This is a genomic window from Embleya sp. NPDC020886, from assembly GCF_044333915.1.
Classification (GTDB): Bacteria; Actinomycetota; Actinomycetes; order Streptomycetales; family Streptomycetaceae; genus Embleya.
On record NZ_JBIRRX010000024.1, the window covers coordinates 1 to 20125 of the forward strand.

Below are 20125 nucleotides of genomic sequence, written 5' to 3' on the forward strand. Positions count from 1 at the left end.
CACACCACTCGAAGCCCTGCAAAACCACCACGAGCTCGGACTCGCCGCATAAAAGGACAGCGAACAAGGCGTCCGGAAAACGCGGGGCACCTCAGGGCCCCCCTCCCGCTCCGCCGTTGCCAGCGCCTTTCCCCGCAGGCAACGCGCGCGTCTCGCCGGGGAGCCCAGGGCTCCCGGCCGCCGGTGACCGTGGGACCGGGCCGATCTCCGCCAATCCACGCCGACCGTTTAGCACAAAGCCACCCGCGCCCAACCCCACCAACACCCACCCGCAAGCCGCGAAACGCCCCACCACTCAGCGCCACCACTCAGCCCCAGCCCCAGCCCCAGCACCCCAACCGAGCCCACGCAGTCGGCGAAGCGCAGTCACCACGCCCACCGCCATGATCCACGGCACGCACGGCGGCGCCATCTCCTCCGATCCAAGAAGCGTGACCAAGGCCGATCGGCGTGCGTGGTCCGCCCGTTACGCCGGCTGCCAGAGTTCGATGCGGTTGCCCTCGGGGTCGGTTACCCAGCCGAAGCGGCCGACGCCTTCCATGTCCTGGGTCTCGTCGGCTACGTCGGCGCCCTTGGCGCGGAGCTGCGCAAGCATGGCGTCCAGGTCACGGACGCGGAAGTTGAGCATGGTCTGTTGGGAGCGGGAAGCGAAGTAGTCGGTGTCGGCCTCGAAGGGCGCAAAGACCGTGAGTCCCGCTTCCTGGTGCCATACGCCGTGCTCGTCCGCATCCAGGCCGAGGAAATCCCGGTACCAGGCGCCCAACGCAGCCGGGGTCGAAGCGCGAATGAAGTATCCACCGATTCCGAGCACGCGTTCCATGCCGTGATTTTGCCAGGCGGCAGCCCGGCCGGGACCCGGACACGCAGACTGCCGGAACGGCTCGCCCGGGACTGCGGACCCCGCGCCACGGAAGCCGGGCGCCGCCCGCGCGTTCGCACCCTCCGGCGACTCGGCCCGGCACCCGGACACAGGCCGGCTTCCGCCGCCTCCCCGCCGTCACCCGCCGTGGGTCCGCAGCGCCGGTGCTGCGGACCCACGGGGTGTTCCGGCGCGGAGGCCGTCGGGACGGGGCCTAGCGGGTGAGGGTCCGGACCGTGTAGGTGCCGCCGGAAGGAGGGTTTTCGACGGGAGCGTCGCCGCGCACGGTGGGGGGCTTTTGGAGTTGGGCGGCGGTGGTCTTGGGGCCGCCGGGGCTGCCCAGGCGTACCTCGCCGCGCTTGATGGCGTCGGCCGCGTTGGTCTTCGGCGCTGCCGGGGGGCTGCTGGGGGCGGTGGAGAGGTTCAACGCGGGGACCCACTCGTTGTTCGAGCCGACCCAGGCGCCGCGCCAAGCGGAGCCGTCCCATCCGTAGGCGGCCGTGAACGTGGCGTGCCAGAGGTTCCCACCGCAGCGGTAGTGGCTTTCGATCCCGACACGGAAGGCGGAGCCGCCGTTTCGGGCCGGGCCTTCCGTGGCGCAGGTGAACCAGACGTTACCGGGCGCATCGTAGGCAAGTAAGTGCTTCTCGACCGACAATACGCCCGTGGGCCTGTTCACGAGCGTGCAGGTGCCGTTGCTGTTTCGCTTGTAGCCGTACGTATATCCCGAAGAGAACGCGTCGGCGTTGGTTATCGATTCACCGCCGACGCACATGTTGGAGTTCGTGTAGGTCAATGCGAACTGTGAGGCGGCCGTGGCTTGGCCGGTGAATCCGAAAGCCAGGCCGGCTGCGGCGGCCGTGACTCCCGCACAGCGGGCAATCCTGCGACGCTTCATGTGTACTCCTCCGTCATTGCCGGTACGGCTGGGGCGGAAGCACGCTCGGGCAATACCGGTGGGGGATTGCCCGGACATGCTCGGCACGCCCGGGCAATCCCCCGTCCCTGAGCCGGCTGATCACCGCACGGAATCCTCGGTTGCCGCCCGATTCCCGTGCCCCGCGCCCCCTTTCTCATGGCGCCTGTCCACCCTCTCCCGGCCGGAACACCTTGGTCATCCGCGTTCGGCGCAGCGTTCGTCCGCATTGCGCGCACACCACCGGCGGGTCCGACGATCGTGACCGGCCCGCTCGGTTCGCCTGCCGGGCGACCGGGGCGGGGCTATCGGCCCGGGCCTCGCGTATGCGGCCGGACTTCGTGCGGCAGGACCCCGTAGACGCTGCGGAACGCGCGGCTGAAGTCGCCGGGACGCAGCCCCCAGCGGGCGGCGGTCTCGCCGATCGTGCGGTGCCGCAGCGCCGGGTCGGCCAGGTTGGCGTGGCAACGTTCCAGACGGCGCCGCCGGATCGATGCGGCCACCGATTCCGGTTCGTCGCGGAAGAGTTCGTGCAGGCTCCGTACGGAGATGTGGTGGTGCGCGGCAATCGCGGCCGGCCCCAGTTCGGAATCGGCCAGGTGGCGGTCGATGAACGCGTGGACGCGTGCCAGCAGTGCAGCCCTGCGGGTGGCGTGAGGCAGGGCGTCGTGGGTGTCGAGGCCGGAGGCAACGACGGTCGCCGCGAGGTCGACGCCGATGGCCGCCATACGGGCCAGGTCGCCGGGGGCGCTACCGTGCGCGGCTTCGGGAAGTTGTGCGAGATAGGAGGCGAGGAGGCGGCCCGGCCCGGCGCGAGTCGAGAGGGGTTCGCCAAGCAACCGGTCGGCGCTCCTGCCGGCTGGCGGGCGCGACGCGCGCGGTAGGCGGATCAGCGTCAGCCGGGACCGGCGACCGACGTCGACGAAGTCGACGTCCAGCGGATGAGAAGTGGAGAACAGTGTCATCCCGCCTGCCTCCAGGCACGCGGTACGGCGTTCCTGCGTCAACCGGATCGGGCCGCCGCGCACCAGCACCAGGTAGTAGCACTCGGGGTCGTACCGGCGGATCTGCACGGCGGAACGGCGGGCCGTCATCGGCGAGAAACCGAAGGCGGCCACCTGGCCGTCCGGCGTCTCCACGGCCTGGGCGTCGCCGCGGAACCGCGCCGTGTAAGCGCTGTCGATGGACACCGCCATGACGTGACGGCCGACCAACTCGGCCCACCAGCCGAACCGTTCCGGTTCCGGAATCGCGTCGGTACTCATCACCGACAGCCCCGTCGGACCAGGCCCCTGTTGTAACGCTCCCCCACCGACGAACATCCCGCGATCATCCCGAACCAACCGCACGCCCGGAAGAGTGTTGTGAACCACACCCGCGCCCCGACATACACTCGGAACGGGCCGGCCGCGACGACACCGTGACGCCGATGCGCCGGAAGCAAACCGTGAGGTGTCCTCGCGAAGCCATGCGCCGCACGCACCCCCGGGCTGCTCCCGGCCGGACGGCGGGCGCGCGCCCGGAACGCAACACCCGTACTTCGCGACGCAGTCGGCGTCAAAGTCGCGGGTCGGCCCGATCTCCCGGTGCGGGGGACCGGGAGCATCACGATCTCCTTTGCCTTCCGCTACATCGGCTGAACGGACCCGGCAGCACCGCGGCTCCGGCTGGTCGGGACGGGGTTGTCCGGGTCGTCCAGCCATACCTGTTCGGTGCCGTCCGGGTGGGCGGTGAGGCCGAAGCGGTGGAAGTCGGGGCGGCCCTGGTCGTGCCACCAGCGCCAGGCGGTTTCGAGTTCGGTCCACAAACGGCGTGGGCCGGATTGGGCGACTTCGAAGGTGTCGGCGCCGGGGATGTAGTCGGTGGTCGCCCAGCTCGTGACGTCCGTGTCGAAGAGCCAGAAGCGGTAGGGCTCGTCGCCGCTGGTTCCACCGTCGGTGATGTCCAGGAAGATGTCGCGGACTTGCACGCCGATGGCGAACATCGCGATCCAGTCGCCGACATCGTCGGGCGACAGCGTGGTCGAGGCACGTTCTGCGGCGGCGGGCCACGGGTTGGCCAGGTAGCGCGACCGCGGCGGCTCGACTTTGCGTTCCTGGCGCATGCGCATGAACGCCGAGGACGAGACGAAGTGGCCCGCTGCCGAGCTCGGCCGACTACGAGGCGGGCGATTCCTTCGCCGCCGTAGAACGGACCCCATGGCGTCACGATGACCCCGCCGGGTCGTGTCTGCGCGATCCAGGCCGGTGAAACGTGGCCGATCGACGCGGTGGCGATCACCCGATCGAACGGGGCGAGGTCGTCATGCCCCGCCCGACCATCGCCCACGATGCACCGCGGCTCGAAGCCTGCCGATGCGAGCCGCTTTCGGGCCGCGTGGGCAACGTCCGGGTCCACCTCGATGGTCGCGACGTTGCGTGCGCAAAAGGTGCCGAGGCGCGGCTCGCAGGATCGGCGCCCATTCGTCGGTCAGCACAGTAGCCGTATCCACCAACGGTGCCACCTCGACGCACTCACTGCTTGCGGAGCTTCCGGAGTACGAAGACGTGCGCCAAGTCGCGGGTATCTGCTCAGGTTTCACAAATCTTCCAACCTTGTAGCGATGCACTTTTTGGTGTCCTCGGGAGACAGTGCGCTGTCGTGCAAGTGATTCAAAAGGCGACGGAACCGACGCACGTCGATCTCGGAATCCCTCGTGTCCATGCCGGCTTCGTACTCGGCATAGACAACACTCGGATCGATCCCCGCCGGAAAGTCGAGCAGGACGATGCCCCCGGTGAGAATCGCCCGCTGGGCACTGAAAGGGGTCACTCGAACCTCGACGTTCGGCCGTTCCATGACCGCCACGACATGCCGCAGTTGCTCACGCAGCACCGCCGGGCCACCGGTGTCCGCGTAGAGCAGTCCGGCGCTGATGGTCGCCACGGTCTCGACGTCTTCTTCGTCGAGGATCTTCTGACGCCGGACCCTGAGTTCGACGAGGGCGTCGGACGTCGGCAACGACGACACGGCCCGCCTCCCTCGACCCGGAAGCGGAGCCCGAGGGGCCCCGGAGGCACGGGCGCGGGCGGGCCCGGCATCAAGCGACTGACCGCACCGCCGACTCCCCTGCCGCTACCGGGACTTCGTGCACACCCCGGATCCGGACGCGGCCGGGTCCCCTCCCCGGCCTCCGATGCACCCCGCCTCGGGCCGGGCCCACCGGGGACTCCCGCCGGCCGCTCCGCAGGTTCGACGCGAGCCGTCGGCGTCCCTCCACGGACAGCAGCGCATTGTGGTGGGTCACAGGCATACGACACGCCACGCCGAGGTCACCGCCCGCTACAGGACGGGCGTCGTCCTCGCCTCGCCGGTCCTGTGGCTTCGCGGACCACAACCGTGATCGCTCGGTCGGACAGGCTCCAGGGCCTGTTGTGAAAGTTGGCCCCGTCGGATCCGGCCGAGGGACGGCCGGATCCCTTCGTCACCCGGTACGGGCGCCGTTGGTGCGGAGGGCGGACCTCCGCCACCCGGTTCCGGGCCTCCCGCGGTCCCTCACTGGACCAGGTCGACGTGCGGGTGGCCTCCGCTCGCCGGGCAGGCGTACAACTGGAGGTGATTGGCGTCCAGCACGGTGATCTCGGGCGGATTGCACCAACTGTCCTCGGACACGCCGGACACCCTGTCCTCGTACGGGATCCAACTCGTGCTGTTGGGGTGCCATTCGGACGAAGCGATGGTCAGCAGCGGCGTCATTGCCGTACCGCAGGCCACACAGAACCGCGGCATGGGGTCGGTGAGTCCCCAGGGGGCCCAGCCGCCGATCTTCCAACCGGGGGCGTGGGACAGCGCGTTGTCATAGAACTCCTGCGGGTAGGCGTCGTCGACCACGATGCCCGCCGCCCGCCAGGGCGCGGGGTCCGTGATCTGCTGCTTCGATTCCTCGGGGAGTTCCAGGAAATCGGGGTACTCGGTGACCTGCTCCGGCGCGAGCACGCACGGCTCGGGCACGTAGAGGTCCTCGTCCGCGTCGAACGGCTCGGGCGGCGCGGCCAACACGGCGGTGACATCCGCGGCGGTCCGCCAGGACAACTCGATCGGAATGCTCGAGTCCGGCGCGTGCTCCGAAGGGCACCACAGAACCTGCAGCAGGTCGGTCCGCCCGGGCGGCCGCAACAGGGGTATGTCCCGCGCATACAACTGGGCCACGGGCACCAGGGGGTGGAGGCCGTCATGCTCGATGCGGCAGTACCGCCAGGGTTCCTGTGCGGGCCACAGCAGGGGTCCGCCGATCGAGCTGTCGTGCACCGTGGGAGACCCGGGACGCGGGTGCAACCGGACCGCCGGGCGGGCCAGCGGAGCCAGCGCGGGGAAGACCGCGGCGATGTCGACCGGCCGCGGCGGGGTGGTACGTACGCCAATCATGGCGATGATCTTGTCAACACTCTCCGACAGCGGGCTGCCGACCTGCCTGGCCAGGCTGTCCCGCCACGTGCACAGGAACTCGTACTCCGCCTGGTCGTCGGGTTCCAAGTGCCGGAACGGCCGCATGGTCGGCCGCGAAAGCGGTGTCCTTCGCCGGTGTTTCACCCGCTCCTCGGCACACATCCGCCCACCCTCTCCACGCTTGCCGGGTTCCGGCATCGGCGAGCGCAATCACCCCGCAACACCCCTTCAACGGCGGGGACTTACCACGACGCTTCGGCGTGGGAACGGCCGCGCCGCGCCACCGGAGTCCGCCGGGGCCGAACTCAACGCCGACACCGACCATGACCATGACCACGGTCACGACCCGTGACCGCCCCTCTCCCCCACCCGACCCCACCACTCCCCCGCCAACCGCCCCGGCCACCCCCGAGCCGCCCCGATCGCAAGATCATCCCAATGTCCCGATTCGGTGTTCGACGAAACGGCGCGTAAGCTCCTCGTCCGCCTGCCGTTCGCGCCCCGTCCCGCGATCGAACCGGCGGGCGTGGCGCTGAGCTGGGCACTTCCCGCCCCCGCCCACTGATAGGCGATCACGATCAATGGTTGAGCCATTGCTTATTTCATCTATCAATTCTCCTGTGACATCGTCATCAACGTACGTCCGACCGGGATGGTGAACCTGCCTTCCCGGCCCTTCGCGGAGGAGATTCAGTGCTTACTGTCGGTAACCAGTTCCCCGAGTACGACCTCACCGGCGTTGTGTCGCTGGAAGCGGACAAGGCTTTCGAGCAGATCACCAACAAGTCCTACGACGGCAAGTGGCGCGTCGTCTTCTTCTGGCCGAAGGACTTCACCTTCGTGTGTCCGACCGAGATCGCCGCGTTCGGCCGTCTCAACGAGGACTTCCAGGACCGTGACGCGCAGCTCCTCGGCGTATCCGTGGACTCCGAGTTCGTGCACCTGGCCTGGCGCAAGGACCACCCGGACCTGACCGACCTGCCGTTCCCGATGCTCTCCGACCTCAAGCGCGAGCTGTCCTCGGCCGCCGGTGTGCTCAACGCCGACGGTGTCGCGGACCGCGCGGTCTTCATCATCGACCCGAACAACGAGATCCAGTTCGTCATGGTCACCGCCGGCTCGGTGGGCCGCAACCCCGACGAGGTGCTGCGGGTCCTGGACGCGCTGCAGACCGACGAGCTGTGCCCGTGCAACTGGCAGAAGGGCGGCGAGACCCTCGACGCCGCCAAGCTGATGGACGCCTGATCCATGGGTCTCGACGTCCTGAAGGCCGCACTGCCCGAGTACGCCAAGGACCTCAAGCTCAACCTGGGCTCGGTCGTGGGCAACTCGAAGCTCGCCGAGCAGACGCTCTGGGGCACGGTGCTCGCCTGCGCGATCGCCACGCGTAGCCCCAAGGTGCTCGCCGAACTCGAACCGGAGGCCAAGAGCCGACTGTCCGACGAGGCGTTCACCGCTGCCAAGGCCGCTGCCGCGATCATGGCGATGAACAACATCTACTACCGCTCGATGCACCTCATCGGCGACCCGGAGTACAGCAACCTCCGGGCCGGTCTGCGGATGAACGTGATGGCCAACCCGGGTGCCCCGAAGGCCGACTTCGAGCTGTGGTCGCTGGCCGTCTCGGCGATCAACGGCTGCGGCCGGTGCCTGGAGTCGCACGAGCAGGTCCTGCGCAAGGAGGGCGTGCCGCGCGAGACGATCCAGGAGGCGATCAAGATCGCCGCCGTAATCCACGCGGTCGGCGTGACGCTGGAGACCGACCAGGGCTGAGCACGCCCTGATCGCCCCGGCGAACACCCGAGACACCCGCTATACCGCAACATCGGTAGCACCCGTGAGAGCCCGCCCCACCCGGTGAATTCCAGGGGCGGGCTCTCACGCGTTTCCCCAAGTTCCCAACCCCCGAACTCCCCGAACCCGCCCCCCTCACCGCCGAGCCCGCGACCGCCCCGCCGGACGCGACCGAATCGCCCACCGCGAGCGCGTCACCCACAACGCACACGTCGCCCACCACAACCGCGTCAACCCCTGCAACCGCGTCACCCGCCGCAGCCGAATCGGCCCCGGCACAGACTCCGGCCCGGACCCCGCCCCGGCCCCGGAGCCCGACCCAGCCCCGGACCCGACCCCCGACCACCCACCGAACGCCGACTCCTCACGCCGCCGGCTCACCGCGCCGCCCCCATCCCGACCAGCGCGACCTCCTGATACAACCCCACCGCGTCCCGCACACCCATCCCGCGATATATCCGGCTCCCGGTCGAGATCGCCGTGCGCAACACCCGCTGGGTGAACGCCGGATCCAGATCGGGGTGGAAGTCGCCGGACCGGATCCCGGCCACCAGCGCCCCGGTCCAGGTGTCGGCGACCTTGGCCCGCTGCGAGGTCAGCCGGCCGGCCGGGAGTTCGTCGCCGCGCACCTCGTTTATCGCCAGCACGGTGGAGACCCCGTGATAGGCATGCGCCTCCACGGTCCGCCCGATCAGACCGCCCAGCCGCTCCACCGGCGCCGGTTGCGCGGCGGCGTCCTTGTCGAACGCGGTACGCAGATCGCCGAGGAACTCGCCGAGCAGCTCGGCGAGCAACTGCTCCTTGGAGCCGATGTGATGCGCGAGGCTGCCGACCGGCACACCGGCCAGGTCGGCGATCCGACGCACCGTGGTGCTCGCGTATCCGTCCTGCTCGAAGAGCAGGTTGGAGGCGATCCGGATCCGGGTGCGCGCGTCGGCCTGCGGCGGCACCCGGGCCATCCGCCGTTCGGCCTCGATCCGGGCGTCCTCGATCGGGCCGACCCGACGCAGCGTGGGCACCGCGTAGCGCGCCGGCCCGAGCAGGTTGCAGATGCGCTGCGAGGGGTGCCGCCCGGGCCGCACGATGCCGCGCACGAACACGTCCACCAGACGCCCCGCGGCCGCGTCCGGGTCGTAGCGGCCGCTCGGCCGATACCACTGGGCCATCCCCCACACTGCCGATTGCAACATCAGCGACAACAACACGGGGTGCAGGTCCCGGCGCAGACTGCCGTTCTCGACGCCCCGGCGCAACACCCGCCCCCACAGGGTGGATGCCTCGGCGGTGCGGTCGGACAGCCAGACGAAGCCCTCGCTGCGGGAGAGTCGGCGCGACTCGCCGACCACCACGATCGCCGCGTCGGGACTGTTGCCGATCACTTCGAGGCTGTCCCGCAACAGGCCGCGCAGCGTGGCGATCGGCTCCTCGCCACGCTCGACGGTGGCCCGCTGCCGGCTCATGATTTCGGCGAAGAAGCTGTCGAGTACTTCGAGCAACATCGCTTCCTTGGACGGGAAGTGGTGGTACAGGCTGCCCGAGAGCATGTCGGCGGACTCGGCGATCTGCCGGACGGTCGTGGCGCCGTAGCCCCGCTTGGCGAACAGCGCACAGGCGTGTCTGATGATCTCCGCGCGTCGATCCGCTCGCGGCTTGATGTGACGCTCCGCACCCGCTCGATCGCTCAACACGACGCCAAGCGTAGTACGCCTGGGAATCCCATGCGGAATATCACGTTCCGGTAGTCCCTACTAGCCCCACGAGCCCCACCCGCACCACCCGACCGCACACCCGAGTCGCAGTGCGAACGAGTACAAAGCGCATCGGATGCGGGCACGACGACAGTCGCAACGAGCCTTCGAGCCCTCCGGATACCACCTGGGACCGAAAACGAGGCACCCGACCCCGCGCCATCATATCCTTGACTTAGTCATACACTTGGGGCAGGGTGAGATCAGGCTGGATCAATGCGTCGCCATCCGTGGACCGGCCCCGAAGACCGGCCACGCAGGACTCGCTAGGAGCGACCCCATGGGCAACCCCGTCATCGTCGAAGCCGTGCGCACCCCCATCGGCAAGCGCAACGGTCGGCTCGCCGGCCTGCACCCGGTGCAGTTGTTGTCGGCCGTCCAGCGCGGGCTGATCGAGCGGGCCGGGATCGACCCCGAACTGGTCGACCAGGTGATCGGCGGCTGTGTCACCCAGGCCGGCGAGCAGTCCGGCGACATCGTCAAGCACGCCTGGCTGTACGCCGGCCTGCCGCACCGCACCGGTGGCACCACGATCGACTGCCAGTGCGGATCCGCCCAGCAGTCGGTGCACCTGATCGCCGGATTGATCGCGACCGGCGCCATCGATGCGGGAGTTGCATGCGGCATCGAGTCGATGAGCCGCAACCCGCTCGGGCACACCGCCAAGCCCGGCCAGAAGTCCAAGCCGGAGGACTGGGCGATCGACCTGCCCGACCAGTTCACCGCCGCCGAGCGGATCGCCCGCAACCGCGGCATCACCCGCGCCGACGTCGACGCCCTGGGCGTGCGCTCACAGGCCAACGCCAAGCGCGCGTGGGACGAGGGCCGGTTCACCTCGCAGGTGGTCCCGGTCGAGGCACCCGTACTGGACGCCGAGGGCAAGCCCACCGGCGAGACCGTGCTGGTCGACCGCGACCAGGGTCTGCGCGACACCACGATCGAGAGCCTGACCCGCCTCAAGCCGGTGCTGCCCGACGGCATCCACACCGCCGGCAACTCGTCGCAGATCTCCGACGGCGCCGCGGCGCTGCTGATCATGGACGAGGACAAGGCACGCGCGCTCGGCCTGCGTCCGCGCGCTCGGATCATCGCGCAGGCGATGGTCGGCGCCGACCCGCACTACCACCTGGACGGTCCGAACGACGCGACCGAGCGGCTGTTCGCCCGCTCCGGGATGACGATGTCCGACATCGACCTGTTCGAGGTCAACGAGGCGTTCGCGTCCGTCGTGCTCTCCTGGGCCCAGGTGCAAAAGGCCGACCTGGACAAGGTCAACGTCAACGGCGGCGCGATCGCGCTGGGCCACCCGGTCGGCTCCACCGGCGGCCGACTGCTGACCACCGCGCTCTACGAACTGGAGCGCACCGACAAGCAGTTCGCCCTGGTGACGATGTGCGCGGGCGGCGCCAACGCGTCCGGCACGATCATCGAGCGGATCTGACGCCCACCTACCGGCACCGCACACGATCGAGCCCCGCACGCCGTCCGGCGTGCGGGGCTCGACCCGCGTTCATGGGCGAGTCGTGCGACTCGCGGCCCACTCAGTACCAGTGGTGGCTCTGCCAGAACGTCCACGCCTGGCACGGGCTGCCGTAGCGCTCGTTCATGTAGCTCAAGCCCCACTTGATCTGCGTCTCGGGGTTGGTCCGCCAGTCGGCGCCGGCCGTGGCGTACTTGCTCGCCGGCAGCGCCTGCATCAGGCCGTACGCGCCGGACGACTTGTTCGTCGCGTCGACCCGCCAGCCGCTTTCCTTCGTGACGATGTTGCTGAAGCACGTGTACGCGCTCGAACTCATCATCGACTTGGCGATCGCCTGGGCGTCGGCGGCGGACGCCGACACCTTCTCCACCGCGCCGCGGTTGTCCGAGCGGGCGGCACGCTCCTGGGCCGCCTTGCGGTCCGCGGCCTCCTTGTCGGCCGCGGCCTTGTCCGCCGCCGCCTTGTCGGCCGCGGCCTTCTCCGCTGCGGCCTTTTCGGCGGCGTCGCGCTCGGCCTTGACCCGGGCGGCCTCTTCGGCCTGTACGCGCTGCGCCTCGTCGTAGGCTGCGGTCTGCGCGTCGGCCTGGTGGGTGATCCCGGTGCTCAGTTGCTGCGCCGCAGGGGCGGCAGGAACCTCGAGAAGCTTCGTGGTGCTTGCTTCGTCTACCGTCTGGGCGTCGGCGGACGCGGAAACTCCCGTGCCACTGAATCCGACCACGGCGCCAACGGCCGTGACAGCGGTGGCGGATGCCACGGCTATCCCCCGAACCGAGATCCGGCTCACACACGTTCCTTCCGACAGGCGCGCACCGCGGTCGAGCGGCGTACGAGTCCAACCCCCGGTCTGCCCACGCTCCCGGAGGGAGCATTTCGGCCCTCGCGCCGAACGATCGGTCCGGCGCGTGTGGCGGGCGGCGTACAGCAGGTCATGTGTCGAGTCGTCGGGCAGCGCTGTACGCGAGGGTCTTACAAGTCCAGCAGCCTGCCTCAGCCAAACATTCGGAAGCAATTTTCGAAGACGTGGCGAACATCACAACTCCGGGAAGGCCAAAGGCTTTTCCCTTTCCGCTGCAGACCGTTTCCACCCGGAATATGCGGACACGGCAAGGCCCCGCCGTCGACGTCTCGAAGCAGTCGAGACGTCGCCGACGGGGCCGGCCGAACAACTCCCTCCGGGGCCCTCACCAGGCATCCGTCAGCCGGGCAGGTCCTCCAACATCTCGGTCACCAGGGCCGCGATCGGCGAGCGCTCGGACCGGGTCAGGGTCACGTGCGCGAACAGCGGGTGTCCCTTGAGCTTTTCCACCACCGCGACCACCCCGTCGTGCCGACCGACCCGCAGGTTGTCCCGCTGCGCGACGTCGTGGGTGAGCACCACCCGCGAATTGCTGCCGATCCGCGACAGCACGGTCAGCAGCACATTGCGCTCCAGGGACTGCGCCTCGTCCACGATCACGAACGCGTCGTGCAACGACCGGCCGCGGATGTGGGTGAGCGGCAGCACCTCCAACATCCCGCGGGCGACGACCTCCTCGATCACGTCGGATGTGGTGACCGCCGACAGCGTGTCGAAGACCGCCTGGGCCCAGGGGCTCATCTTCTCGTTCTCGGTGCCGGGCAGGTAGCCGAGTTCCTGACCACCGACCGCGTACAAAGGACGGAAGACCATCACCTTGCGGTGCTGGTTGCGCTCCAGCACCGCCTCCAGGCCCGCGCACATCGCCAGCGCCGACTTGCCGGTACCGGCCCGGCCGCCCATCGACACGATGCCGATCTCCGGGTCGAGCAGCAGATCCAGCGCTATCCGCTGCTCGGCACTGCGCCCGTGCAGACCGAACACGTCCCGATCGCCGCGCACCAGGCGCACCCGCTTGTCCGCGGTGACCCGGCCGAGCGCCTTGCCGCGCTCGGAGACCAGCACCAGTCCGGTGTGGCAGGGCAGGTCGACGGCCTGCTCGATGTGCGTGCGATCGTGTTCGAACAGGGCGTCGATGTCGGCGGAATCGACCGTGAGTTCGGCCATTCCGGTCCAGCCCGAGGTGTTCACCAGTTCGGCGCGGTACTCCTCCGCGTTCAGTCCCACCGCGGACGCCTTGACGCGCATCGGCACGTCCTTGGACACCAGCGTCACATCGTGGCCCTCGGCCATCAGGTGCCTGGCCACCGCCAGGATGCGCGAGTCGTTGTCGCCCAGCCGGAATCCGGGCGGGAGCACGGTCGCGTCGATGTGATTGAGCTCCACCCGCAGGGTGCCGCCGGAATCCCCGATCGGCACCGGGGCGTCCAGGCGCCCGTACTGCGTACGAAGCTCGTCCAACATCCGCAGCGCGTGCCGGGCGAAGTAGCCCAACTCCGGGTGGTGCCGTTTGGCCTCCAACTCGGTGATCACGACGACGGGCAGAACGACCTCGTGCTCGTCGAACTTCAAGAGCGCCGACGGATCGGCAAGGAGCACGCTGGTGTCGAGGACATACGTCCGGTGCTGCGGAGCACGGCGTTGGATCGTGGCCACGGAGTGCCTCGCCCCCTCTCAGGGCACGCGCACCGTGCGCCCTGATCGCTCGGAGTCCGGGCCCCGGCCCGAAGGCCGGGTGCCCGGCCCTCCTGTCGCCGTGAACTGTGGAGCATGTAGAGCACGGAAGGGCCTCCCGGGCAGGTGACGGGGTGTCACCCACATATCGCACCGGCCCACAAGGATGTGCGCCGGCCCGACGGGGTTATTCCCGTCCAGGGCACCGCCAACACAAACCGGATGATCACATGCCGATGGAAACCCGGTCGTGAACGGCGGCGGTGACCGGGCGTCAGGCGCCGTAGCGGCGATGCCGGGCCGAGTAGTCGCGCAACGCCCGCAGGAAGTCCACCTTGCGGAAGTCCGGCCAGAACGCCTCGCAGAAGTAGAACTCCGAATGCGCGCTCTGCCACAACAGGAAACCGGACAACCGCTGTTCACCCGATGTTCGGATGACCAGGTCCGGATCGGGCTGGCCGCGGGTGTAGAGGTGCTCGGCGATGTGCTCGACGTCCAGCACCTCGGCCAGTTCCTCGATCGAGGTGCCCTTGCCGGCGTGCTCCACGAGCAGCGAGCGGACCGCGTCGGCGATCTCGTGCCGACCGCCGTAGCCGACCGCGACGTTGACGAACACTCCGGTCAGGTCGGCGGTCTCGGTCTCGGAGCGCTTGAGCACCTCGCGCGTGTGTTCGGGCAGCAGGTCCAGTGCGCCGACCGGGTGTACCCGCCAGCGGCGCGCGGCGGCCAGATCGGTGACCGCGTTCTCGATGATCACCATCAGATCGGCCAGTTCCTCCGGCGGCCGATTGAGGTTGTCGGTGGACAGCAGCCACAACGTGACCACCTCGACACCGACCTCTTCACACCAGGTGAGCAGCTCGTGGATCTTGTCGGCACCCTTGCGGTGCCCCTCGGCCACCTGTTCGCCGTACGCCTTGGCCCAGCGGCGATTGCCGTCCAGGATGACGCCGACGTGACGCGGTATCACCGTACGGTCGAGCGACGCCTCGATGCGCTTGCCGTATGCGCCGTATGCGAGGTCCCGCAGGCCCATGTCCACCTGCTCCTCCGTCCGTGATCACCCGCGCCGAAAACCCTACTCCCGTCCGACACCCGCTCGACGTCACGCGGCGGAGGGCGGGCGTGAAGATGCGGTGAAGGTCGGCTCGCGGACGGCGTGTCGCGCGCTCATCCGAGGGTGGCTTTCCGAACGCCGAGGGCCCGGCGGGAGAGATCCCGCCGGGCCCGGAGCGTACCGGTATTTTGACGTCGAGTCAGCTTCAGCCGTCGAGTCGCGAGACCAGCTTGTTGTACTCGTCCCACAGGCCCTGCGGGGTGTGCGAGCCGAACTTCTCCAGGTGCTCGGGGACCAGTGCGGCCTCCTGCTTCCAGATCTCGCGGTCCACGGTCAGGAGCAGGTCCAGCTCCGTGTCGGTGAGGTCCAGGCCCTTGAGGTCCAGGGATTCACGCGTGGGCAGTACGCCGATCGGGGACTCGACGCCGTCGGCGAGTCCTTCCAGGCGCTCGACGATCCACTTGAGCACCCGGCTGTTCTCGCCGAAGCCCGGCCAGACGAACTTGCCGTCGGCGTCCTTGCGGAACCAGTTCACGTAGTAGATCTTCGGCAGCTTGTCCGCCGAGGTGGCCTGGCCGATGTCCAGCCAGTGCGCCATGTAGTCGCCCATGTTGTAACCGCAGAAAGGCAACATGGCGAACGGGTCGCGACGCAGCTCGCCGACCGTGCCCTCGGCCGCGGCGGTCTTCTCCGAGGCGACGTTCGCGCCGAGGAAGACACCGTGCTGCCAGTCGAAGGACTCGGTCACCAGCGGCACCGCGCTGGCGCGCCGACCGCCGAAGAGGATGGCCGAGATCGGCACACCCTTCGGGTCCTCCCACTCGGGCGCGATCGTCGGGCACTGGGCGGCCGGGACGGTGAACCGCGCGTTGGGGTGGGCTGCGGGGGTCTCCGACTCGGGAGTCCAGTCGTTGCCCTTCCAGTCGACCAGGTGCGCGGGGGCGTCCTCGGTCATGCCCTCCCACCAGACGTCGTTGTCGTCGGTGAGCGCGACGTTGGTGAAGACCGAGTTGCCCCACATGGTCTTCATCGCGTTGGCGTTGGTGTGCTCGCCGGTGCCCGGCGCGACACCGAAGAAGCCCGCCTCGGGGTTGATCGCGTACAGCCGGCCGTCCTCGCCGAACCGCATCCACGCGATGTCGTCACCGACGGTCTCCACCGTCCAGCCCGGAATGGTCGGCTGGAGCATCGCGAGGTTGGTCTTGCCACACGCGGAGGGGAAGGCGGCGGCGATGAACTTCGGCTCGGCGCCCGAGGGAGGCGTGAGCTTGAGGATCAACATGTGCTCGGCCATCCAGCCCTCGTCCCGCGCCATGACCGACGCGATCCGGAGCGCGTAGCACTTCTTGCCGAGCAGGGCGTTGCCGCCGTAGCCCGAACCGTAGGACCAGATCTCCCGGTCCTCGGGGAAGTGCGTGATGTACTTCTCGCTGTTGCACGGCCACGGCACGTCCGCCTCGCCCTCGCCGAGCGGGGCCCCGACGGTGTGCACGGCCTTGACGAACTCGCCGTCGGTGCCCAGGAAGTCGAGCACCGCCTGGCCCATCCGGGTCATCGTGCGCATCGAGACCGCGACGTAGGCGGAGTCGGTGATCTCCACCCCGTAGGCGGCCAGCGACGAGCCGATCGGCCCCATGCAGAACGGCACCACATACATCGTGCGGCCACGCATCGAGCCGGCGAACAGACCGCCGAGCTTCGTGCGCATCTCGGCCGGGGCTATCCAGTTGTTGGTCGGACCCGCGTCCTCCTCCTTCTCGGAGCAGATGTAGGTCCGGTCCTCGACGCGCGCGACATCCCGAGGGTCGGAGGTCGCGTAGTAGCTGTTGGGGCGCTTGTTCTCGTCGAGCTTGCGGAAGGTGCCCTTCTCGACGAGGAGGTCGGCGAGGCGCTGGTACTCCTCGTCCGAACCGTCACACCATTCGATCCGGTCGGGCTGAGTCAGCCGGGCGATCTCACTCACCCAGTCGAGTAGCTGCCTGTGTTTCGTCGGGACCTCGTTGGCCACGATCGCTCCATTTCGCGCCTGGGACGGCGAGTCCCCGGCGTCGGGGTTGAGGGTTGCGGGGATTTTATCCGGTCGGCCGGGCGCAGAACCGCCCGGGACAGGGCCCCACCTGGAAGTTGTGCCCCGTACCGGACCGAAAACCCCAAAGACGTGCGCTTTCGCGCCCCTCCGGGACAAGATCTCCCGTGATGCGTCTCACTTTGTACTTACCAGTAACCTACGTGGGCGTAAGTACACTCGGCGACATGAGTGTGGACGCGCACGCCTTCCCGGCGCCCTTGACGCCCATCAAACCCAAGCTGCGCGGCTGGATCCACGCGGGGACTTTTCCCCTCGCGGTCGCCGCGGGCATAGTTCTGGTCGCCCTGGCCGGGGACGCCAAATCCCGCGTCGCCTGCGGCGTGTTCGCACTGACCGCGGCGATGCTCTTCGGCACCTCCGGGGTCTACCACCGAGGCAACTGGGGGCCACGCGGCGAGGCCGTTCTGCGCCGGCTGGATCACGCCAACATCTTCCTGATCATCGCGGGCACCTACACCCCGTTGACCATTCTATTGCTGGGCAAAAGCGACCAAATCCTACTGTGGGTGGTGTGGATCGGGGCACTCGCCGGGATCGGTTTCCGGGTGTTCTGGATCGGTGCGCCACGCTGGCTCTACACCCCGATCTACGTCGCGCTGGGCTGGGCGGCGGTGTTCTACCTGCCCGAGTTCATGCGCGAGGGCGGCGTCGCGGTGGTGGTCCTGGTGATCGTCGGCGGCGTGCTCTACAGCCTCGGCGCGGTGGTCTACGGGATCAAGCGACCCAACCCCTCGCCGCAGTGGTTCGGCTTCCACGAGGTCTTCCACGCCTTCACACTGCTCGCCTTCGCGAGCCACTTCGTCGCCGTCGCGCTGGTCGCGCTGGACTGATCCCCTCCCGCTCGTCGCCTCGAAGGCCCGCCGCTCCGTTCGGAGTTGCGGGCCTTCGAGCTTTTCCGGGTTTTCCCCCGAGCTTGGGCTGCTCTTTGCCGAGAAAATCGACCGTCACTCGATTTTGAAAGCTACTGTCAGAAGGCAGAAGCAATCAATAGATGGGGACTGTCATGAATGCGACGCAGCAGGGGTCGGATCGCCCGGCCGAAGCCGACGCTCCGCCCGACCCCAGGCGGTGGTGGGCGTTGGGCGCGTTGGTGGTCGGGCTCTTGGTGGTCGGCCTGGACACCACGATCATCAACGTGGCGATGCCGACGCTGAGCGAGCAACTGGGCGCGAGCACGGGCGACCTGCAGTGGATCGCCGACTCGTACATCGTGGTGTTCGCGGCGCTGATGCTCCCGGCCGGACTGATCGGCGACCGCTACGGCCGGCGTCGCTTCCTGCTCGTGGGGCTGGCGATCTTCGGCGTCGGCTCGGTGGTCGGCGCGCTGGTCGGCTCGGTCGAAGGGGTGATCGCGGCGCGCGCCCTGATGGGCATCGGCGGGGCGTTCATCATGCCGCTGTCGTTGTCCATCCTGCCCGCGCTCTTCCCGGCCGCCGAGCGCGGCAAGGCGATCTCGGTCTGGGCCGCGAGCACGGCCCTGGGCATCCCGCTGGGCCCGATCCTGGGCGGCCTGCTGCTGGAGCACTTCTGGTGGGGCTCGGTGTTCCTGATCAACATCCCGATGGTCGGGCTGGCCCTGCTCGTCAGCGTCTTCCTGCTGCCGGTCTCGCGCTCCCCCGAGGCACCGAAGGTGGACCTCACGGTCACCGCGCTGGTGGTCGCCGCGCTGACCACGCTGATCTTCGCGCTGATCGAGGCGCCCGAGTGGGGCTGGGCCGACACCCGCGTGCTCGCGCTGTTCGGCGCGGCGGCGCTGCTGATCGCGAGCGTGGTGGTGCGCGAGACCCGGGCCCGGCAGCCGATGATCGACCTGGGGCTCTTCCGCGACCGCAACTTCCTGTGGGCCACCATCGCCGCCCTGGTGCCGTCCTTCGCGATCTCCGGCGTGTTGTTCCTGGTCCCGCAGCGCTTCCAGGGCGTGGACGGCCACAACGCGTTCGGCACCGGACTGCGGCTGCTGCCGCTGCTGGGCGGGCTGTTCGTGGCCTCGCTGACCAGCACCCGGCTCGCGGCGCGGTTCGGCTACAAGGTGGTCATCCCCAGCGGCCTGTTCGTGCTCGGTTGCGGGCTGCTGTTGGGCGCGACCGGCTCGGCGGACGACGGGTACGGGCGGACCGCCTTCTGGCTCGTGGTGACCGGGCTGGGTCTGGGCACGTCGCTGGTGCCCTCGATGGACGCGGTGATGGCCAACCTGGCGCCGGAGCGCACCGGGATGGGATCGGCCCTGGTGCAGACCCTGCGCCAGGTGGCGGGCGCGCTCGGGGTGGCCATCCTGGGCAGTGTGCTGGCCTCCGCCTACCTGGACCGGATCGACACCGCCGGTCGCCCCGGCCCGGTCGCCGACGCCGCACGCGATTCGATCGGCGGCGCGGTCAAGGTGTCCGACCACGGCGCGGACCCGACGCTGCTCGACTCGGCCCGCGAGGCGTTCGTACACGGCATGAATCTGAGCCTGCTGATCTGTGGCATCGCCTCGCTGGTGTTCACCGTCGCGGTGGCGATCTTCCTGCCCCGGCGCACCGTCGCCGCACCGGGGTCCGCGCCGGGTGTCGGTGAACCGGGAGAATCGACGCATGACCGCGAAGGAGTCCTCCATCCCTGACCTGCCCGGCTCGCCCGCGGGGTTGCGCGAGCGCAAGAAGATCAAGACCCGGCAGGCGATTCGCCGGGAGGCGTATCGACTCTTCCGCGAGCACGGCTACGACGCGACCACCGTCGACCAGATCGCCGAGGCCGCGGAGATCTCGCCCAGTACCTTCTTCCGCTATTTCCCGAGCAAGGAGGACGTCGTACTCACCGACGAGTACGACCCCCTCCTGATCGAGATCCTGCGGACGGCACCCGACGACATGAGCATGCTCCGGGTGGTGCGCACCAGGGTGCTGGACGTCCTGCGCGAGATCATCCGGGTGGACGGTGCGGAAATGGCCACCCGGATGACGCTGGTGCTCAACGTGCCGGCGCTGCGGCGGCGCACCTACGAGCAGCAGATGTCGTCCTGGACGCTGATCGCGGAGGCGTACGCCGCCCGCTCCGGGCGCTCCCCGTACGACCTGGAACTGCGCGTCGCCGCCGCCTCGATCAACGCGGCGATGGCCGAGGCGATCATGGCGTGGGCACGCGCCGGCTGCACCGGGGACCTGGTCGCCATGGTCGACCGGGCCCTCGCCCTGTTGGAGACGGGGCTGCGGCACAACCCGTGATGTCGGTGGTCGTTCGGTGCGGCC

General features: G+C 69.1%; 18 protein-coding genes and 1 pseudogene. 6 read left to right on the top strand and 13 right to left on the bottom strand.

The window, feature by feature from the left end:
• Positions 1 to 466: 466 nt before the first annotated feature.
• The 8 genes and pseudogenes from ACH4U8_RS43045 to ACH4U8_RS43080 form a co-directional block, all read right to left on the bottom strand.
• Entirely contained in the window at positions 467 to 820 is a 354-nt protein-coding gene (locus ACH4U8_RS43045) for a VOC family protein (RefSeq protein ID WP_395783909.1), read from the bottom strand.
• Between the two features lie 253 nt (positions 821 to 1073).
• Positions 1074 to 1757, bottom strand: coding sequence for a hypothetical protein (locus ACH4U8_RS43050; RefSeq protein ID WP_360311918.1), 684 nt, complete (start codon positions 1755 to 1757; stop codon positions 1074 to 1076).
• Between the two features lie 323 nt (positions 1758 to 2080).
• Complete coding sequence (locus ACH4U8_RS43055) at positions 2081 to 3040, bottom strand: helix-turn-helix domain-containing protein (protein ID WP_360311916.1); 960 nt, start codon at positions 3038 to 3040, stop codon at positions 2081 to 2083.
• A 362-nt stretch (positions 3041 to 3402) separates the two neighbouring features.
• On the bottom strand, positions 3403 to 3879 hold the full coding sequence (locus ACH4U8_RS43060) for a hypothetical protein (protein ID WP_395783911.1): 477 nt from the start codon (positions 3877 to 3879) through the stop codon (positions 3403 to 3405).
• Positions 3880 to 4025: 146 nt separating this feature from the next.
• Positions 4026 to 4127: pseudogene (locus tag ACH4U8_RS43065) on the bottom strand (hypothetical protein); the annotation flags it as partial.
• Positions 4078 to 4383, bottom strand: coding sequence for a DUF397 domain-containing protein (locus ACH4U8_RS43070; RefSeq protein ID WP_395783913.1), 306 nt, complete (start codon positions 4381 to 4383; stop codon positions 4078 to 4080). The pseudogene ACH4U8_RS43065 and the gene ACH4U8_RS43070, both read right to left, overlap by 50 nt.
• On the bottom strand, positions 4353 to 4784 hold the full coding sequence (locus ACH4U8_RS43075; protein ID WP_395783915.1) for a Scr1 family TA system antitoxin-like transcriptional regulator: 432 nt from the start codon (positions 4782 to 4784) through the stop codon (positions 4353 to 4355). The genes ACH4U8_RS43070 and ACH4U8_RS43075 overlap by 31 nt, the downstream gene beginning before the upstream one ends.
• A gap of 525 nt (positions 4785 to 5309) precedes the next feature.
• Positions 5310 to 6179, bottom strand: coding sequence for a hypothetical protein (locus ACH4U8_RS43080; protein WP_395783989.1), 870 nt, complete (start codon positions 6177 to 6179; stop codon positions 5310 to 5312).
• A 714-nt stretch (positions 6180 to 6893) separates the two neighbouring features.
• Between ACH4U8_RS43080 and ACH4U8_RS43085 the strand changes: the two genes are divergently transcribed.
• Together ACH4U8_RS43085 and ACH4U8_RS43090 are read left to right on the top strand one after the other, a co-directional pair.
• A complete protein-coding gene (locus ACH4U8_RS43085) occupies positions 6894 to 7445 on the top strand; it encodes a peroxiredoxin (protein ID WP_078976832.1) in 552 nt (183 codons plus the stop codon).
• 3 nt (positions 7446 to 7448) lie between these two features.
• Positions 7449 to 7973 (top strand): carboxymuconolactone decarboxylase family protein, encoded by a 525-nt coding sequence (locus ACH4U8_RS43090; RefSeq protein WP_360311911.1) that lies wholly within the window; start codon positions 7449 to 7451, stop codon positions 7971 to 7973.
• A gap of 398 nt (positions 7974 to 8371) precedes the next feature.
• Here the strand turns inward: ACH4U8_RS43090 and ACH4U8_RS43095 are convergent, their stop codons facing one another.
• Entirely contained in the window at positions 8372 to 9682 is a 1311-nt protein-coding gene (locus ACH4U8_RS43095; RefSeq protein WP_395783917.1) for a TetR/AcrR family transcriptional regulator, read from the bottom strand.
• A gap of 340 nt (positions 9683 to 10022) precedes the next feature.
• Here ACH4U8_RS43095 and ACH4U8_RS43100 point away from each other — a divergent pair, with 340 nt between their 5' ends.
• Positions 10023 to 11183 (top strand): steroid 3-ketoacyl-CoA thiolase, encoded by a 1161-nt coding sequence (locus ACH4U8_RS43100; protein WP_395783919.1) that lies wholly within the window; start codon positions 10023 to 10025, stop codon positions 11181 to 11183.
• Positions 11184 to 11283: 100 nt separating this feature from the next.
• On the opposite strand, the gene ACH4U8_RS43105 is transcribed toward ACH4U8_RS43100, so the two are convergent.
• From ACH4U8_RS43105 to ACH4U8_RS43120, 4 genes are all read right to left on the bottom strand, one after another.
• Positions 11284 to 12006 (bottom strand): transglycosylase SLT domain-containing protein, encoded by a 723-nt coding sequence (locus ACH4U8_RS43105; RefSeq protein ID WP_379988119.1) that lies wholly within the window; start codon positions 12004 to 12006, stop codon positions 11284 to 11286.
• A 411-nt stretch (positions 12007 to 12417) separates the two neighbouring features.
• Entirely contained in the window at positions 12418 to 13734 is a 1317-nt protein-coding gene (locus tag ACH4U8_RS43110) for a PhoH family protein (RefSeq protein ID WP_360311903.1), read from the bottom strand.
• Positions 13735 to 14026: 292 nt separating this feature from the next.
• The gene (locus tag ACH4U8_RS43115) at positions 14027 to 14788 is read right to left on the bottom strand and encodes an isoprenyl transferase (RefSeq protein WP_360311901.1); all 762 of its coding nucleotides are present in this window, start codon (positions 14786 to 14788) and stop codon (positions 14027 to 14029) included.
• A gap of 226 nt (positions 14789 to 15014) precedes the next feature.
• A complete protein-coding gene (locus tag ACH4U8_RS43120; protein WP_379988120.1) occupies positions 15015 to 16817 on the bottom strand; it encodes a phosphoenolpyruvate carboxykinase (GTP) in 1803 nt (600 codons plus the stop codon).
• Between the two features lie 245 nt (positions 16818 to 17062).
• Here ACH4U8_RS43120 and ACH4U8_RS43125 point away from each other — a divergent pair, with 245 nt between their 5' ends.
• From ACH4U8_RS43125 to ACH4U8_RS43135, 3 genes are all read left to right on the top strand, one after another.
• On the top strand, positions 17063 to 17728 hold the full coding sequence (locus ACH4U8_RS43125) for a hemolysin III family protein (RefSeq protein ID WP_360311897.1): 666 nt from the start codon (positions 17063 to 17065) through the stop codon (positions 17726 to 17728).
• 173 nt (positions 17729 to 17901) lie between these two features.
• Entirely contained in the window at positions 17902 to 19500 is a 1599-nt protein-coding gene (locus ACH4U8_RS43130; RefSeq protein ID WP_379988121.1) for an MFS transporter, read from the top strand.
• Complete coding sequence (locus ACH4U8_RS43135) at positions 19472 to 20101, top strand: TetR family transcriptional regulator (RefSeq protein WP_360311893.1); 630 nt, start codon at positions 19472 to 19474, stop codon at positions 20099 to 20101. The genes ACH4U8_RS43130 and ACH4U8_RS43135 overlap by 29 nt, the downstream gene beginning before the upstream one ends.
• Positions 20102 to 20125: the final 24 nt, after the last annotated feature.